Origin of the sequence: Xanthomonas sp. AM6 (assembly GCF_025665335.1) — a bacterium.
Classification (GTDB): domain Bacteria; phylum Pseudomonadota; class Gammaproteobacteria; order Xanthomonadales; family Xanthomonadaceae; genus Xanthomonas_A.
This window is the reverse complement of sequence record NZ_CP106869.1, coordinates 3380229-3397158: the sequence shown is the minus strand read 5'-3', so window position 1 is coordinate 3397158 and position 16930 is coordinate 3380229. Positions and strand designations below refer to the sequence as shown.

At 64.5% G+C, this 16930-nt stretch carries 18 protein-coding genes; 16 read left to right on the top strand and 2 right to left on the bottom strand.

Annotated features, from left to right (window positions below):
- Positions 1-39 precede the first annotated feature (39 nt).
- The 15 genes from OCJ37_RS14260 (at position 40) to OCJ37_RS14190 (ending at position 13077) form a co-directional block, all read left to right on the top strand.
- Positions 40-549, top strand: a complete 510-nt coding sequence (locus OCJ37_RS14260; RefSeq protein WP_263110290.1) for a phage tail tube protein — start codon at positions 40-42, stop codon at positions 547-549.
- Between the two features lie 71 nt (positions 550-620).
- Complete coding sequence (locus tag OCJ37_RS14255) at positions 621-986, top strand: hypothetical protein (RefSeq protein ID WP_263110288.1); 366 nt, start codon at positions 621-623, stop codon at positions 984-986.
- A gap of 122 nt (positions 987-1108) precedes the next feature.
- Positions 1109-1243 (top strand): hypothetical protein, encoded by a 135-nt coding sequence (locus OCJ37_RS14250; protein ID WP_263110287.1) that lies wholly within the window; start codon positions 1109-1111, stop codon positions 1241-1243.
- Between the two features lie 4 nt (positions 1244-1247).
- Entirely contained in the window at positions 1248-3425 is a 2178-nt protein-coding gene (locus OCJ37_RS14245) for a hypothetical protein (RefSeq protein ID WP_263110285.1), read from the top strand.
- Positions 3425-4024, top strand: a complete 600-nt coding sequence (locus tag OCJ37_RS14240) for a DUF2460 domain-containing protein (RefSeq protein WP_263110283.1) — start codon at positions 3425-3427, stop codon at positions 4022-4024. Before OCJ37_RS14245 ends, OCJ37_RS14240 begins: the two co-directional genes overlap by 1 nt.
- Complete coding sequence (locus tag OCJ37_RS14235; RefSeq protein ID WP_263110281.1) at positions 4024-5031, top strand: phage/gene transfer agent baseplate hub protein; 1008 nt, start codon at positions 4024-4026, stop codon at positions 5029-5031. The genes OCJ37_RS14240 and OCJ37_RS14235 overlap by 1 nt, the downstream gene beginning before the upstream one ends.
- Positions 5028-5459, top strand: coding sequence for a C40 family peptidase (locus OCJ37_RS14230; protein ID WP_263110280.1), 432 nt, complete (start codon positions 5028-5030; stop codon positions 5457-5459). The genes OCJ37_RS14235 and OCJ37_RS14230 overlap by 4 nt, the downstream gene beginning before the upstream one ends.
- Entirely contained in the window at positions 5459-8692 is a 3234-nt protein-coding gene (locus tag OCJ37_RS14225; RefSeq protein WP_263110278.1) for a phage tail protein, read from the top strand. Before OCJ37_RS14230 ends, OCJ37_RS14225 begins: the two co-directional genes overlap by 1 nt.
- A complete protein-coding gene (locus tag OCJ37_RS14220; protein WP_263110276.1) occupies positions 8689-9450 on the top strand; it encodes a DUF2793 domain-containing protein in 762 nt (253 codons plus the stop codon). The genes OCJ37_RS14225 and OCJ37_RS14220 overlap by 4 nt, the downstream gene beginning before the upstream one ends.
- Positions 9447-9986, top strand: a complete 540-nt coding sequence (locus tag OCJ37_RS14215; RefSeq protein ID WP_263110274.1) for a discoidin domain-containing protein — start codon at positions 9447-9449, stop codon at positions 9984-9986. Before OCJ37_RS14220 ends, OCJ37_RS14215 begins: the two co-directional genes overlap by 4 nt.
- 197 nt (positions 9987-10183) lie before the next feature.
- A complete protein-coding gene (locus OCJ37_RS14210; protein WP_263110272.1) occupies positions 10184-10513 on the top strand; it encodes a hypothetical protein in 330 nt (109 codons plus the stop codon).
- A 38-nt stretch (positions 10514-10551) separates the two neighbouring features.
- Complete coding sequence (locus OCJ37_RS14205; RefSeq protein ID WP_263110271.1) at positions 10552-10776, top strand: hypothetical protein; 225 nt, start codon at positions 10552-10554, stop codon at positions 10774-10776.
- Between the two features lie 26 nt (positions 10777-10802).
- Positions 10803-11030 carry a BAR domain-containing protein gene (locus OCJ37_RS14200; protein ID WP_263110269.1) on the top strand — a complete coding sequence of 76 codons (228 nt, stop codon included), beginning with the start codon at positions 10803-10805 and terminating at the stop codon, positions 11028-11030.
- A 1-nt stretch (position 11031) separates the two neighbouring features.
- Positions 11032-11952, top strand: a complete 921-nt coding sequence (locus OCJ37_RS14195; protein WP_263110267.1) for an SOS response-associated peptidase family protein — start codon at positions 11032-11034, stop codon at positions 11950-11952.
- A 288-nt stretch (positions 11953-12240) separates the two neighbouring features.
- The gene (locus OCJ37_RS14190) at positions 12241-13077 is read left to right on the top strand and encodes a hypothetical protein (RefSeq protein WP_263110265.1); all 837 of its coding nucleotides are present in this window, start codon (positions 12241-12243) and stop codon (positions 13075-13077) included.
- Here the strand turns inward: OCJ37_RS14190 and OCJ37_RS14185 are convergent.
- Positions 13071-13646 carry a hypothetical protein gene (locus OCJ37_RS14185; RefSeq protein WP_263110264.1) on the bottom strand — a complete coding sequence of 192 codons (576 nt, stop codon included), beginning with the start codon at positions 13644-13646 and terminating at the stop codon, positions 13071-13073. The genes OCJ37_RS14190 and OCJ37_RS14185 overlap by 7 nt on opposite strands.
- 342 nt (positions 13647-13988) lie before the next feature.
- Between OCJ37_RS14185 and OCJ37_RS14180 the strand changes: the two genes are divergently transcribed.
- Positions 13989-14846 (top strand): TIR domain-containing protein, encoded by an 858-nt coding sequence (locus OCJ37_RS14180; RefSeq protein ID WP_263110262.1) that lies wholly within the window; start codon positions 13989-13991, stop codon positions 14844-14846.
- 329 nt (positions 14847-15175) lie between these two features.
- On the opposite strand, the gene OCJ37_RS14175 is transcribed toward OCJ37_RS14180, so the two are convergent.
- Positions 15176-16909, bottom strand: coding sequence for a M61 family metallopeptidase (locus OCJ37_RS14175; RefSeq protein ID WP_263110261.1), 1734 nt, complete (start codon positions 16907-16909; stop codon positions 15176-15178).
- Positions 16910-16930 lie beyond the last annotated feature (21 nt).

Here is a 16930-nt window from a genome sequence, read left to right as displayed (position 1 = left end):
CCAGCCGCCGAAAGGCGGCTTTTTCATTGAGGAATCGAAATGACCGCTGGAACCCTTCGTACCCAGGGAACCGAGCTTTACCTTGTCGACAAGCTGAGTTCCAGCGTGGAGCAGGTCGTCAAGTTCGCGTGCCCGACCGGCATCACCGGCATCGGCGGCGGCACCAAGGATCAGCTCGAGGACACCTGCCTCGACAACGAGGAGGACAAGACCTACAAGGCCGGCCTCGGCAATCCCAATGCCATCTCGGTGCCGTTCAACTTCATCCCGTCCAGCTTCAGCCACCAGACCCTGTGGGATCTGAAGGCCAGCGGCGACAACCAGGAGTGGATGGTCGGCTTCTCCGACGGCCGCGGCATCGCCCCGACGCTGGACAGCGAGGGCCACTTCGTGCCGCCGGCTTCGCCGCTGCGCACCACCATCGGCTTCGACGGCTACGTGTCGGAGGTGAACATCGACGTGGCCACGAACGAGATCGTGCGCGGCACGCTGACCATCCAGCGCTCCGGCCCGGAGCGCCCGTTCTGGAACGGCCCGCAGCCGACCTGACCCCCACGGCGTCGGCTCTGCGCGGAGTGCTGCTGCGCATCCGGCGTCCCACCTACCTACGGCAGAGACGCATGGACAAAAAGCTCCTCCTCACTCCTTCCACCGCGGTCGAGCGCGAGATCACGCTCGCCGATGGCCAGAAGCACACCACCTGGTTCAAGCCCGTCACCGGCGGCGAGTTCTTCCGCTTCCAGCGCGACACCCGTTCCGAGGACGAGAACGTGCGCATCTTCGCGATGCAGCGCCTGATCGCCTGCAGCCTCTGCGAGGACGCGCGCGGCCGGCCGACGCTCACGAACGAAGAGGCCAAGGCCCTCTCCATCGACGCGATCAACGTCCTGTTCCCGCACGTCATCGCGGTGTCGCGCACGGTCGAAGAGGAAAAAAAAGACTCGCCGAGCGAGGGCCCGCGTGGTTCCGACACGCCCTTGGGCTAGCGCTCGGCAAGTTCATCTGGGAGATCGATCTGCTGCCGCAGTCGGAGATCGACTCATGGCATGCGTACTACCTGCTTTACCCATTCGATGACCGTCACCGCTTCCACCGCCCGGCCGCGGTGATGGCCGCCTCGAACGGCGCGAAGTTCGACGCAACAATGGATTTCCTGGCACCCGATCCGGCCTTCGCCGGGTACGAAGACGCCGACGTCGCAACCATGCGGGCCTTCGGCCTGCGCCCGCCCCTCAGGAGCTAGACCCATGGCAGCAGGTTCCATCGTTATCGATCTGCTGATGCGCACCGGCAGCTTCGTCACCGACACGGATCGGGCGTCGAAGCGGCTGAAAAAGTTCGAGCGGGAGGCCAAGGACGCCGGCACCGCCATCGGCGCGGCGCTGGCCACGGCCGCGACGGCGACCGCGGCGCTTCTGCAGCAGTCCGTCAACACGATGGACGACATCAGCAAGGCGGCGCAGCGCTCCGGCACCACCACCGAAGAGTTCTCCAAGCTCAGCTACGCCGCCGGCCTGGCCGATGTGGCGATGACCGACCTGCAGACCTCGCTCGGGCGCCTGACGAAGGCGCAGGCGGAGGCGCTGGACCCGGCGTCCCAGCAGGCCAAGATCTTCAAGGCGCTGGGCATCGAGGTCGCCGATACCGCCGGAAACCTGCGTAGCTCGACCGACGTCTTCAAGGACTTCGCCGACGTCTTCGAAGAGCAGAAAGGCTCGCCGGAGATCATCGCCGCTGGCCTGAACATCTTCGGCCGCAGCTTCCAGAACCTGATCCCGCTGCTGAAGGACGGGTCGAGTGGGCTCAGGGATGCAGCCGACGAGGCGGCCGCGTTCGGCCAGGTCATCAGCACCGAAGCCGGGGCCAACGCCGAGGAATTCAACGACAACCTCAGCCGCATGAAGCTGTTCCTCACCGGCGTTGCGAACGCTGTCGCCGCGGATCTTCTTCCCGATCTGGTCGACCTACAGAACAAGTTCCTCGACGGTGCACGTGATGGCGAGAAGCTGCAGGTGGTCGCCGAGGACATCGGGAATGTGCTGCGAGTTCTTGGCGGCGCGATCGAGGTCGCGATGATCCCGCTGCAATGGTTGGATGATCGTATCCAAGGAACGACGATCGCCCTGCAGGGCTTGGCCGAGATTGCCAAAGGCGTTGTCGGCCTTGATTGGAGTCAAATTGTCAACGGTGCCTCACTGACTGTTGATGCCTCCCTCCTTGCGGGATTTGGAGACCCCCTGGAGAACGAGAAGGGAACCAAGAAGCGCCAAGGCGGCACCAGGTCTCGCCATTCGCCAGGGCGTACGCCGGCCGACACCCAGGTTGATCTCGCGGGAGTATTCAATCCTCCGAAGCCCCCTAAGTCCGGGGATGGACGCGGCGGCAAGTCCGAGGCCGAGAAGGAAGCCGACAAGCTCGCCGCGGCCTACAAGAGCATCAACGAGCAGCTGGAACAGCAGATCGCGCTGAACGGCAACAGTAGCGCGATGGCGAAGCTGGCGTTCGACCTGCAGAGCGGCGAGCTGTCGAAGCTCAGCGCGGCACAGAAGCAGGGCCTGACGGACAAGCAGGCGCAGGTGGATCTGCTGGAGCTGGAGCGCGCGGCGCAGCAGGAGGTCAACCAGCAGTCGGAGGACTACGCCCGCGCGGTGGCGGACCAGGCCAAGTCCTTCCAGGACCACGCGGCCGACTTGCAGTTCGAGATCGACCTGCTCGGCAAGAGCAACAAGGAGCGTCAGCGCGAGATCGAGCTGCGCTATCTCGGCGTCGGCGCCACCGAGGCCCAGCGCGACGCGATCGGGCGCCTCTCGGATCAGCTGTACGAAGAAGGCGAGGCGATGCAACGCAGCATCGACCTGCAGGATGACTTCCGCGATTCGTTCTCAGACGCGGCGAAGGACCTGATTCGCGGTAGCTCTTCGGCGAAGGAAGCGCTGATGGACTTCCTGGACTCGATCAACGATCGGCTGGCGAAGATGGTGGCGGATGGCTGGGCCGACAAGCTGTTCGGCAAGCAGGGCGAGAACGGCGGAAGCGCCGCGGGCGGTTGGCTTTCCTCGTTGGCCGGCGCATTCGGTGGGAGCGGCGGCACGGCAGCTGGCGCCCCGCAGGGCGGCGGCTGGAGCGACTGGATCGGCACGATCATCGGCGCCTTCGGCGGCGCCAAGGCGAGCGGCGGCGACATCCTGGGAGATCGGGCCTACCTCGTCGGTGAAGACGGCCCGGAGATGTTCGTTCCCAGGACCGCGGGCCGCGTCTACACCGCGCCGCAGACGCAGGCGATCACTGCCGGCGGCGGCGGCCGGGGCCTTACGCAGATCAACAACTTCAACACGCAGGGGCGCCTGGATCGTAGGTCGAAGCAGCAGATCGCGGCGGACGTCGGCCGGAAGGCGAACGCCGCCACCTCGCGAGGGATCAGCTGATGGCGTACCTGGATGCCTATCTGCCGCCGTGCCCGGGCTACGGGTTCGAGGGCGGCCCCAACTTCTCGACGCGGATCGTGGAGATGGCCAACGGCCGCGAGCGCCGCAACGCCGACTGGAGCATCGCGCGGCACAGTTACACCGCACCGTTTCTCAACATCTCGAAGGAGGCCTATCGGGAGTTGAAGCGCATGCACATGGTGTGCCGCGGGAAGCTGCACTGCTTCCGGTTCAAGGACTACCTCGACTTCCAGGCGGCGAACGAGATCTTCGCGATCGGCGACGGCGTGCAGACGAAGTTCCAACTGGCGAAGTTTTCCACGATCGACGGCATCTCGTACGAACGTCCGGTGTACGCGATCGTGGCCGCGACCATCACCGACAACGGCGCGCCGGTTTCGCCCGTGGTCGATATGGAGCGCGGGACGGTGACCTTCGCGGCGCCACCGGCAGACGGCCACGTGCTGCGCTGGACCGGAGAGTTCGACGTGTGGGTGCGGTTTGACCAGGACAACCTGCCTTTCACCCTGGACAACGTGAACGCGACCAACGGCCAAGTGGAACTTCTGGAAGTGCCGCCGCCGGAGGAAGAGAGCTGATGCCGCGGAACATCCCCATCGCGCTCCGCGCCCACCTGGCGCAGGACGCGACCACCACGACGGTGCTGCTACGCATAGCGTCCGTACGTCCCGGCGTGGCTCCCTACGGCGCCGTCATGACCGATCGGGAAGTGGTGTACGACGACGGCGACGGCGCGGTCGCCTATTCGCCGATCATCGGCATGCAGCTCAGCACGATGGCCGCGGGCATGGACATGAGCGTCGACAACGCGGAGGCGACCGGCCTGCTGCCGGAATTCGACCTCCCGATCAGCGAGGCAGACATTCGCGCCGGCGTCTACGACTACGCGCGATGGGTGGCCTACCTCGTCAACTACGAGGACCTGAGCCAGGGCCACGTCGTGCTCGGTGCCGGCGAGATCGGGCGCGTGTCCATCAACGACGACGGCCTATCGTTCGTCGAAGAGCTGTTCGGCAAGACGAAGCGCCTGCGGCAGTCGGTGGTCGAGCGGGATTCCCTGACCTGCAGGGCGACCTTCGGCAGCCAGCCCATCGGCACCGGCGGCGACGTGCCGGAGCAACGCTTTCCGTGTGGCTTCGACGCCACGAGCCTGCTGGTCGCCGGCACGATCACCGCTGTTGGGCTGGAGACGAACATCACGTTCGCTTCCGCAGACGTGGCGGCGGCGTTCGGCGCGGACGAACTGTCCCCGGGCAAGGTGTACTGGAAGACTGGGTTGAACGCCGGTCGCGACACCGAGATCGAGAGCAACACAGCGGGGGGCGAGGTCACGCTCTCGTTCAAGACCGACTATCCGATGCAGGTAGGCGACAGCTTCGAGATCCGCCCGGACTGCAGCAAGCAGTGGGACGACGCGGACCACGGCTGCCTGCGCTGGTGGGCGCTGGAGCGGGTGAACCACTTCCGCGGCGAGCCGCACATCCCGATCGGCGACGCTGGCCAGCTCAGCGTGCCGGGCGCTTCTGTCGGCCCCAGCCTGGGCGGCAGCACGTCGCAGGACTTCACCGAAGGCGAGACGGCATGACCGCGCTTGTTGCGGCCGCGCGCGCCTACCTGCACGTGCCGTTCCGCCACCGCGGGCGGTCTCGCCGCGGCCTGGACTGCGCCGGCCTGTTGGTCCTGGCCTGCAGAGACATCGGCAAGCCGATTCAGGATCAGCGCCACTACGGCCGCGAGCCGTTCAACGATGGGCTCGTGGAAGCGGCCACGCGCGCGTTCGGGCCGCCGGTCGCGGTCGGGGCGGTGCCGGCCGAGTTCCTGCGGGCGGGCGACGTGCTGTTGCTGCGCTTCGACGTCAACCCACACCACGTCGCCATCGTCGCTGACCACCCACTGGGCGGCCTGAGCATCATCCACGCAAACGCGGACGCCACCCAACGGGGTCTGGTAGTCGAGCAGCGCCTTGACGCGCTGTGGCTGTTCCGCATCACCCACGTCTTCCGGATCGCCTGATGGCACGTCAAGTTCTTCCTATCGTGGGAGCCGTCGTTGGCGCCTACTTTGGCAACCCTGCGCTCGGCTACGCTGTTGGAGCTACGATCGCGAATGTCGTCGATCCCCTGGTAGTGCAGGGGCCGAAGATCGGCGACACCGCAATCCAGACCTCCGCCGAGGGCGCCTACCGTGCGATCGTGTACGGCACCGCGGCTGTCGCCGGCAATCTGATCTGGACCGGCCCAAAGAGCATTCGGAAGGAGCGGGAGCAGGCCGCGAAAGGCGGTGGCCCCGTCACCGAATACGAGCGGTTGTTCCAGTCGTTCGCCATCCGGATCTGCGAGGGGCCGATCAGCGGCATCCTGCGCATCTGGGAGGACGAGAAGCTGGTCTATGACGTGCGCGAGGGGTCGACGATCCCGGAGGACAGCACGAAGTTCGCGAGCCGCTTCGTGCTGCACCTGGGCAGCGAGGACCAGATGTCGGACTCCGAGATCGAGTCGGTACTCGGCATCGGCAACGCGCCGGCCTACCGCGGCAGCGCGTACATCGTCTTCCCGAAGGCGGATCTGACCGACCGCCGCGGCAGCATCCCGCAATACCGGTTCGAGGTGGTGGCGCGGGATGCCGACATCACATGGTCTCCCAAGGTAGTGACCTCGGAGGCCTACTTCACCGGCACCTACGACGACTTGAACCAGCAGCCGTCGACCACCTTCCTCACCGTCAATCCATCGGCCAAGCCGCTGGCCGTGTCGCCGGACGGAACGCTGACGGCGAGCTGCTGGTTCAACGCTCCGTACCTGCGCGTGTACCGCTTCGATCGCGTCTCGGAGACTTTTCTACCGGTCACGATCACGGGCCTCGTGCCCGACGGGACATGCGACACCGTGGCGTTTTCGCCGGATCAGAAGTGGATGGCCGTGGGCAATCGAGGGACGCGGAAGCTCATGGTCTACCGCGTCACAGAGAGCGGCCTGGAGTTCTTCGCGTCCCCCTCGGTCGGTGCGGAAACGAACGTGGACCACATCCGCTTCTGCCCGACGAACAACCTTCGCATCGGGTGTTCGGTGACCGGAGAAGTGCCGGTCAAGATCTTCCTGATCAGGCCGGTGCCGGGCGACGTACTGCTGCTGCGGCAGTCGGTGGCGGTCTATTCGTCCGGGGAGAACGGTGGGCTGGTGGAGTGGCGTCCCGACGGCGGGATGATTTGCCACACCAATGGCGCGAACATCTTCATCTTCAACGTCGAGGCCGCCAACCCGATGCCCTATCTGTTCTTCCAAGACCTCACCCTGCTCGGTGTGGCGGCGAGCCGCGGGGCATACTGGTCGGGGTTCCTGGATTTCTTCTATTTCACGAGCGCTGACGCGCCCTACATCACGGTGTTCCGCCTCCTGCAAACGGGGGAGGGAACGTACGTCCTGGACCGCTATCCAGACCCGGCGCAGCCTGCAGAGGGGATATTCTCCGCGGCGCTGTCGTTCGATCGACGATATTTGCTTGTGGCTCCGACAGGCCTGGGCGTCAGCGTCTACAGAACCAACCTGATGGAGAGGCTGACGCTCATCTCCGAAGTCGGCAGCGGCAACCAGCGCTACATGGCACTCAACGACGGTCTGAGCGTGGGCAGCGGCACCGCGGTGCCCGACACGCTGTCGGCCATCGTCGCCGACATTATCGATCGATGTGGGCTGAACGATAGCGACTATGACGTGTCCGAGCTGACCGACCCAGTCGCGGGGTTCGTCCTGGCCGGAGGTTACACGGGCGCCTCGGCGATCAATGCTCTGCGTGCCCCGTACTTCTTCGATGCGAGCGAGTACGACAAGGTCATCCACTTCCCGAAGCGGGGCAAGCCGGTTGTTCGCACACTCACCTTCGACGACTTGATCGACGAGCCCGAAACATCGACGCGAGAGGACGCGCGCGAGTTCCCGGCGAAGCTGCACCTGGAGTACCAGAACGCCATCAGCGGCTACGAGACTGCGAAGGCGACAAGCGCTCGCAGCAGCAGGGACGTTCGCGTGACGGGCGAAACTTCTGTGTCGGTGCCGGTGGTGATGGATTCCACTGAGGCGCAGCAGACCGTCGTGAAGCTGCACAAGGTTGCATGGACCGACCAGGAGGGAGAGCTGCCGTTTTCGATCTCTGACAAGCACCTTGATCTGGTCGCCGCGGACAACATCGGCCTGGCACTGCGCGGCAGCGTCTTCCGACTGCGCATCGAGAAGCATGAACATGCGGCCGGGGAGATCAAGCTGACCTGCAGGCACGACCGCCAGAGCGCGTACACCGCGAACGTCACCGGCGTGCCGCTGCCCGAGCCCACGCCCCCGCCGAGCAGCATCGTGGGGGCAACGCAACTCGCGATACTGGACATCCCTGCGCTGGTGGACATCAACGATCTGGCGAACCCGGTCGAGTACGCGGCGATGTCCGGCATCAGCGATGCGTGGTATGGCGCAACCCTGCAGCGAAGCCTGGACGGTGGCAGCACCTTCGGCTCCGTCCTGCAGGACGCCAGCGGCACCGTCATGGGCACCCTGCTGCAGGAGGTGCCGGCAGCCAGCGAGTTCTACCGGGACCGCACGAACCGCGTTGTGGTCGCGCTGACCAACCCGAGCGATGTGCTGGAAGACCTGTCCGAATCCAGCTTCTTGAGCGAGGGCGGGGCGTTTGCACTGGAGAAGGCCGGCGGCGGCTGGGAGATCCTCCAGTACAAGGACGTGGAGGAGGACGGCGCCGGCAACTGGGTTCTGTCGGACCTACTACGCGGCCGCCTCAACACCGGGCCGAGTGTGCACGCGGTCGGTGCGCGATTCGTCCTGCTGTCCGGCGTGAAGCTCATCAACGTGACCAGCGGCTTGATCGGACAGACCGTCGTGGATCGCGCCGTATCGAGCAGCGAAAGCCCGGAGTCGGCCGAACAACAGTCGCACGTCGTGACTGCACAGTCGCAGCGAGAGTGGCCGGTGGCGTCGCTTCGTGTGTCTCGCAGCGGCGGGTCGATCACTGCGACCTGGGCGGCGCGGCACCGCTTTGGCACCGAGGCCAACCCGATCGCCTCGATCAACTTCCAGGGCTTCCGCGTCACCGCCGATGACGGCGCGTTGCCGCCCATCACCCAGGACACCACCAGCCAGACCATCACCATCGACGCCAGCAGCCTCGGTCCCTCCGTCGTCGTCAGCGTGTCGGCAATCAACCGCATCACCGGGCCTGGCCCGGCAGTCTCGGAGACCATATGAGCACCCCGATCCTCCCGTTCGAAGTCTGGGAATCCGGCACGAACCAGAACAGCATTCCCGCGAACGACAATGCCCTGAGATGGGAAATCCTCAATGGGCTGGTGATCGCCGCCGACGTGGCAGCGCAGCCTGCTACGCCTGACGACGGGGACATCTACGTGATCCCGGCCGGTGCCACCGGTGCACAGTGGGCCAGCTTCGATCCGAACGACCTCGCGCTGTTCCGCGGCGGCACCTGGTACGCCTATGCGCCGGTTGCCGGCATTACGATCAACTTGGCCGGCGCCCTGTATGCCTTCAACGGCACCGCGTATGAGCCACTCGGGGGCGGTGGTGGCGTGCCCGCTGCGGCGGACGTGACCTACGACAACAGCACGTCGGGGCTGACTGCGACCGACGTTCAAGGCGCGATCGACGAGATCGCGGCCGCGCCTTCCTCGGCGTTCGCGCCGGTCGCGACGTTCGCAGGCACGGCTCACGACATGGTGGCCGGCGACGTCGGCGCGTACACGAGGCTCACCAGCGCATCGGCCAAGTCATGGACCGTCCAGCCCGACGCCACCGAGCCCATGCCAGCGAGCGCGGAAGCGCACCTGCGGAACGTGGGTGCCGGCGTTGCGACGCTGACGGCCGGCGCAGGCGTGACGCTCAATGCCCCGGCCGGCGGGACGCTCGCGATCCCGCAGGGCGGAACGGTCACCTTGAAGAGGGCGGCGGCGGACGAGTGGGACGTCCTCGGCGCGACGGTGCCGGCGTGATTCCCGGCATTACTGCCGGCAGCGCCGCGGTCGAGCAGCCAGCGGCATTTCGCTACATCCGGCTGTACATCACCGCCAACAACGGGGGCGCGTTCGGCGACTACACCGGGCTCAATGAGCTGATCCTGCGCTCTGTGCCCGGGGGCTCCAACTATCCAGCGCCGCCGGAGGACGAGTTGACGAACCCAGCTGATGCAGCGGCTGGCGCCGCAACGGCCTCGTCATTCTTCCCCGACAACACCCCAGCTGAGGCGTTCGACCAAATCTACTCGGGCGGGAACAGCTGGTACACGAACACCGGGGCGTCGCTGCCGCAGTGGCTCAAGTACGATTTCGGCGCAGGCAACGCGGTGGAGGTCAGAGAGTTCGTGATCATTCGAGCCCCGGATGAAGTAGGCGTGGCCGGGAGGTTCCCGCGCGATTTCGTGCTGCAGGGATCGAACGACAACGCGACTTGGACCGACCTGAAGGCGGTAACCGGCCAGACAGGCTGGGACGCTGGAACGTACCAAGCCCGGGTGTTCCCGGTCCCGTAGGCGGTAGGAGAATTCCCACATCGCGGCACGGAAGGCGCTGATAGCTGTGGCCCGGCGCCGATGCGATCCTGGCCATGCCGGACGCGGGGCCAAGGTGGCCGCTCAACCCGCGTGGCGCCTGAGCAGCGCCGGGCCGGCTCCTGAAACCTTCAGCCGCCCGTCTCGGCCGTTGAGACCGTCGCCGGTAGCATGCCAGCATGGAGCTGCCTGACGACTTCGCATGGGATCCAACGAACCGCTGGGGCCAGGACTGGCTGAAGTGCGCGGGCAAGATCGTCGCGGGCGTGAGCCAGACCGCTATCCGCGGGCGGTGGATCGCAAATGTGAATCGGCACGACGAGAACACGATCTCCTACCCGCACGCCTACTTCCGCAGCCGCAGCGCGGCGATGCGCTCTGTCGATCGTTGGGCCAGCGCCCACGCTGAGCGGCTGCGCTGGGAGGTCGCGACCGGCGCGAGGAAGAAGCTGGCCGGGGTGCAGCCCACGCGGGCAGAAAGGCGGCTCGCCAGGCAGCTGCGTGGCTGATCACACGCCCGCTACGGCCGCATCGGCAGCCTCGGCGCATGTACCTGAAACGCTCCGAGCTGGACGACTTCATCGACGCGCTGGCGGCCGAGCTGCCCGAACTGGTCGATCGCTGCGACTCGGAGGCCACGTTCCTTGCCGTGCTGGCGGAAGGGCAGGCATCGATAGTCGCGTCGGCCGCCCAGGAGGACCAGGAATACGTGCTGCGGCGCATAGGCGCGATGCGGCCGCCAAGCCATTCAGGGTCTTGTTCACCCTCGTAGACAAAGGCCGGCGCTAGCATTGCCCTATGAAGACCGAAGCCAAGACCAGGGCCGACCTGGACAAGATGCTGGACGCCCTCGAAGCCGAGGTGCCCGCGATGCTGGAGCAGTGCCCCGACGACGGCGATTTCTGGGCCGAGTTCGCCGGCCACGCCGACGTGATCGAGGACGCTGCGCGGCAGGAGGACTGCGAGCACGTGACCGAGCGGATGCACGCGATCGTCGACGCCATCAAGGCGAGGCTGGCCGAATAGCATGTGCTACAGCGCCCAGGTGTACGCCGAGTTCAAGAAGTACCAGCGCACTTTCGGCGCCGTCATGGACATCGACGAGTACGTGCGCACCTTCTGGTCGCCGGAGGAGCGGCCGCGACGGGTGAAAGCGCCGCGCGCCACGATCCGGGAGCTGCTGGAGATCGGGCCGCCGGAGCTGCAGGCGAACCTCCGCGAGGCCGACGCGGCCGAGGCCGATGCCCTGACGCGGGAGATCTTCGACCAGAAGCGGCGCGTCGGTGACGCCGAGCGAGCGCTGCAGGTCAAGGAAACGAAGAAGGCGCGCGAGGACGTGCGCATCGGCACCAACAAGATCGCGCAGGCCCAGCGCCGGCTGGACGTGCTCAAGGGCGTGCGCGGGGCGGACGACAACCGCATCTTCCCAGGCGTGTATTGCCCGGTGCTGGTGGTCGAGGGTGGCCAGCGCGTCGTCAAGCCGATGCGCTACCAGTGCCGCCCGGCCGGCACGCCGGCGCTGTACGACCGGAAGTTCCCCGGCACCTACAACGCCCGCCGGGACAACCTGGAGGGCTTCTGGCGCCGCCAGTTCGGCTACAGCCACGGGCTGATCGTGGCGGACCGCTTCTACGAGAACGTGGAGACCGACGGCAAGAACCAGCGCATCGAGTTCGTGCCGCGCACCGGCGAGCCGATGCTCGTTGCGTGCCTGTGGTCGCACTGGCGCGACCCGGCCGGCGTGGAGCCGGACCTGCTGTCGTTCGCGGCGATCACGGACGCGCCGGAGCCCGAAGTGGCGGCCGCCGGCCACGACCGGACGATCGTCAACATCAAGCCCGAGCACATCGACGCCTGGCTCAACCCGACCCCGGGCGACCTGGCCGCGCTCTACGCCATCTTTGACGACAAGCAGCACCCGTTCTACGAGCACAGGATTGCCGCGTAAGAAACGGTGCGGGTCATTTTGGACGCTTAGGTAGACAGAATTGGCAAGCCGCACCGGCGCCGGTTGTATGACACCTAGTCTGGGTCTAGTTTTGGGCTTTGCGGCGCTGGACCAGCCTGAATTGATGGCCCGTTCATGTTGTTGTTCAGGCTCGATGCGTGACTGATGACCTGTCGTTCAAGTTTCGGGCGTCCCAGGCCGTTAGACTCTTGTATCTGCCGGCGGCCCGGGCATAATTCCGGCGGCCGCTAGGAAGCGGCCTTTACACCCTCACGAAAGAGAGATGTCGTGGCCCAATCGGTCCCGCGGACGATTCTTAAAGATCTGCTCCATCGCGCGAACGAGCTCCTTCACTCGGGCCGTTGGACTGAGTTCGATGTAAAGCGCCTCGCCGCGGAAGCTGAGAAGCTCTCGCGCAGTGACGCGCTGGGTGCGTTAGAAGTCAAGGCGATGGTGTCGGTTCTGGACAATGATCTCAGTAGCGCCGATGCCCTGTACGATCGCGTCCTACGAGCAACCGGTGGAAGTGAGCAGCGTCTGGTTCGCTACCTGCATCTGCTTGCATTCAGTGGTCAGCCTCTGAAACTGATGTCTGTCTTCAAAGGTCTAGTGGCAGATGAGGGGACTCTTTCGCCTGCTGCGCGCGCTCATATCGCTCAAGCGCTGGGCTATTGCGGTTGGCTGAGTGAGTCTGGGCGCATCCGCGACGAACTTAGTGCTGCCGGCCATTCTATTGGCGACACATCGATTTCTGAGCTTGAGTACCCTGAGGACCGCGAGGGTGAATCACAGGGAGGGGGGATGGCAATTCTTTCTAAGCAACACTTTCTGACCGCGCCTTTCGTGATTGAACAAAACTCCGTGGATCCTGAGGCTTTGGCCGTTCTGGTAGGGGAGGTTCACTCCTTCCTGCGTAGTCGCGGCGCTCCCGCTTCAGCTGTGCGCGGCTTGTCGTCTCCTAGGGATGACGGGACCAGTTCTGTGATGATGAACTTCGTTGTGAAGGCCGAAGCTGAAGAGGCATCCGATCTTGAGTGGTCTCTCTACGGCCATCTGGCCCAGCAGGAATCGGCGCTTCTAGCTGATGGAGTAGTTACGATAGGTCTTATCTCGGGATGTCAGTAGGGGACTGATAGATGCCAATCGAGGCAACGGATTTGCGTGATTTCGCGAAGAAGTTCGCGGTGTCTAATTCGAACGAGACAGAGCTGCGAGCAGCTGCCAGCCGGGCATATTATGCTGCCTTCCACGCGTTGCTCCCGTTGGCTGAACGGCTCCCGGAGTCTGCCAAGTGTGACCGCGACGCCCAGCATGTTGGTCATCGAGAGCTTCAGCGCCGGATTCAGGAATGGCGCACGGACGCCGTACATCCAGAGTTGGCTCAGCTCAAGATTACCAAGGGTCGGATCGTTCTGGCGCTCGAAGCAGCGCGGAATTATCGTGAAATTGTTGACTATCAGCTCGAAGATGCCGTAAGCCTGAACGAGACCAAGGCACAGGTAGAGCGGGTCCGTCAGATTCTCCGCCAAGCTGAACAGATCTATACGATACTCAACGGTAAAGGCCAGGCGGCCTAGCAGGTTGCCGCCTTGCGGGCTTGCTGCTTCGAAGCCGGCGCCGGCCGAGGCGACGCGGCGGTCGCGCGAGGACTGAGCAGAAATTCCCCACCAGGTGCGGAAAGCCTTGTGCCCCAAGGGCGTTCGTATCCTATTTCCGGCACCAGTAAATTCAACGACTTAGGTCACCCTTCCGGGGTGGCCTTTTTCGTTATAAGTGCTCGGTAATTGTTTCAGACCATCTGTGCTTATGACTTAGAGCCGGTGAAATCTGGGGGGCGGCGGTTGGATGGACCAGCGCACCCAACCTCCAGCACTTCCATGGCAGCGCAGCACCTCTTGCAACAGATCCCTTGTAGCTCAAAGCCCCAAGCTGTCACGTTGTGGAGGCATTACCCAGTTCTTCTGCACTCCTTTCGCCAGTGCTGGGGAAACGACTAGCTTCGCTTAGACTGCACAAAGGTCATTTTGGAGCCGAGCATGTCCAGGAAGCAGCGAATTTTTATAGGTTCATCAGCTGAGGCGCATGCCATAGCAGAGGCTCTTCAGAGCCAGTTGCAGTACGATTTCGACGTAACTATTTGGAGCCAAGACGTTTTCACCGCTGCGGTTGCAACATTTGAATCTATTGACGAAGCTGTCCGCGCACATGCTTATGGAGTATTCGTCTTTGCACCTGACGACCCAATGAAGATGCGCGGGACTGAGGGCTACGCTCCTCGGCTCAATGTTGTTTTGGAAATGGGGTACTTCGCGGGAGTTCATGGCATGCGAAGAACCTTCGTCCTTGAGCCAAGAGGTGGCATCGTTCATACGTTGTCTGATCTTGCCGGGATCACAACAGCGCAATTTGATTTGGACCGATTTAAGAGTGACGGTGCTGCGGCACTTGGCCCCGCTGTTTATGCCATTAAGCAAGCTATTTCGCGGGATCGGATTGCGTATCCGCGAGAACACCTTGGTCGCCAGAATTTGCTTAGCCCTGAAGTGCGAACATTGATTGGAGCTAAGGGCATCGATGAGCCTGACCGGTATTGCTTGGCTGCTAAGCTTGGCCAGTCGCAGAGCATTAAATTGACCATCCGTGGGTCGTTTCGGCAGGACGATGAGCCTGAGAAAGCATTTGCCTGGGGTTTTCCTATATCGCCGGTCAATACTCACTGGGAGCGGTTGCCTCCTCTTGGGATACATGACGGCACTCAGTCGCTATATGCACTGGGCCCAGGGCTTGCTCATACAACTGTGAAATTTCGCGACGTGCTGGTTGCTGTGGAGTTCGACGTATTTGAGAACGACTCTGCCTCTCCGACTTTCACTAAAAATTTTGTGATTTCGTAGAAGCTTGGTGCTGTCTTCATGACGGCAAGGGGCGATAAAGGAGCGTGAACGGCGCGACCATCTAGCACTATTCATAGATCAGGCCGCGAAAGCTCTGGCGGTTGACCGGTATGCGTTTGTCGATAATAGATTGTGCCGTCGAGGGGCCAAACGTTGACGGCGATGGTCCAGTAGAACATGAGGTTCTGCTTGGAAGTCAGTAGCGCGTTAGTGGCGCAGAGCGGTTAAGCGGAGGCTGGCAGAATCACAATTCGCTTTTTTGAAGTCCATCCGCCTGTACTTGCAGCTGGAACTGCGTCAGCCGCTTAGACCAGTCAGAAGACGCTCGGTCATTTTGCGTGAATGGTGGCGGGCAGCGAGCAAGAGGCTTCCTCAACGCCCTGCTTGCGCTTCCACTGCCACGTCGCCACGGTCTCGCCGCGCGGCCTGTACGAGACCGTCAGCGGCTTGCCGTCGCGCAGGAGCTGCAGGGTGAGGATGCCGTCCTGCTCGCCTTGTAGTTGATCCTGGCCGACCGGGCGGGTGATCTCGTCGCCGTTTTGCACGCCGGCCTTGGCGGCGGCCGAGCCGGGGAGCAGGTCGCGGACGATGCGCGGGGATTCGGTCAGCACCGCGGGGGCGAAGCCGAGTTCGTAGCGGCGCATGGGTTGGGAGATGCGTTCGAAGCAGGGGCCGAAGGCGTCGCTGGCCGGTAGCGGTGCGGCGCCGTCGAGCATGGCGTGCAGTTGCTTGATGGCGTCCTCGCCGAGGGAGTCGCGCAGCACCGCTTCCCAGTCGGCGATGCCGAGCTGTTTGTTGCGCTGTTGGCGTTGCAGCATCGCCAGCATCAGGTCGTCCAGCGATTTGCGGTCGTTGCTGGCCTTGCGCAGGGCGTCGTCGACGGTGACGAAGTACAGGAAGCCGCGGTCGTAGGGCAGGGTGCGGATGCGGGTGTCCTGCCAGAACTTCGCCGCCACGTCGCTGTTCGGGGCGTTGCCGAGCAGGTTGGTGTAGTAGCGCGCAGCGGTGTAGTTGAGATCCTTCAGGAACGCGTCGGCGTCGATCATGCCGTAGCGGAACGGCAGGCGCGCCTGGTAGAACACGGCCATGCCTTCGTTGAACCAGGCGTCGGCCAGCGTTTCGCCGTCGTACTGGGCGCTCATGCGCGGCTGGAAGGTATGGAACATCTCGTGGGCGAGGGTCAGTTCCAGTTGTTCCGGGTCGTTGCCGCGGTCGTCGTCGTAGGTGACGACGAAGGAGTTGTACATGCCCATGCCGCCGCCCGGGTTCACCCGGTTGCGGCGCAGGAACACGCCGTAGGGCGTGGCCGGCACGGCGAAGAAGGCCTGGTAGTGCTGGCGCAGTTGTTGGGTCCATGCCAGCAGTTTTTGCGCGTCGAACGGGGTGTTGCCCTGCCAGGCGGAGAAGAAGCCGGTGGCGTCGGGCGCCTGCGGATACAGGCCGATCTTGCCGGCCATGAAGTAGCTGCTGTCCAGCGCTTCCATGTCCACGTCATCGGCGTTGCGGTCCTGCAGGCTGCTCACGGCATGCGCGCCTGCGCCCAGTGCGGACAGGTCCCAGTGCAGGGCGATGTCGTGGCGGCCGCTGGGTGGGTGCAGCAGGAAGGTGGCGCCGGCGCCGGAGAAGGCGCCTTCCTCGCTGCGCAGTTCGATCGGCGGCGCGGCGCCGCGCGCGGCCAGCGCTTCGGTCATCGTCGCGCGATAGGAAAAGCGCAGGGTGCCGGCGATATCGCGTTCTGCGTACCACTGGCGCTGCCGGGCCGGGCCTTCGCCCTGGTCGCGGTAGCGCAGCTGCACCGCGCCGCGGTCGTCGCGCGCCGGCAGTTCGCCGACGCTGCCGGCGATGGTGGGCACGTTGCTGGTGACGTGCGGCATCGCCACTACAGTGGCGCCGGCCGGTGTGGCCGGCAGCGGGATGGCTTCGTCCACCAGCAGTGCCTGGACCCTGCTGCCGGCGGCGTCCGCCTGCGCATGGATGGTGATCGCGTACGGCGCATCGGTCGCGGCCAGGGCCGGCGGCGCGGCCGCGGCGAGTGCCAGGAACAGGCGGAGGTGGCGTGGCATCTTCATCGGCAAGGGTCGCGA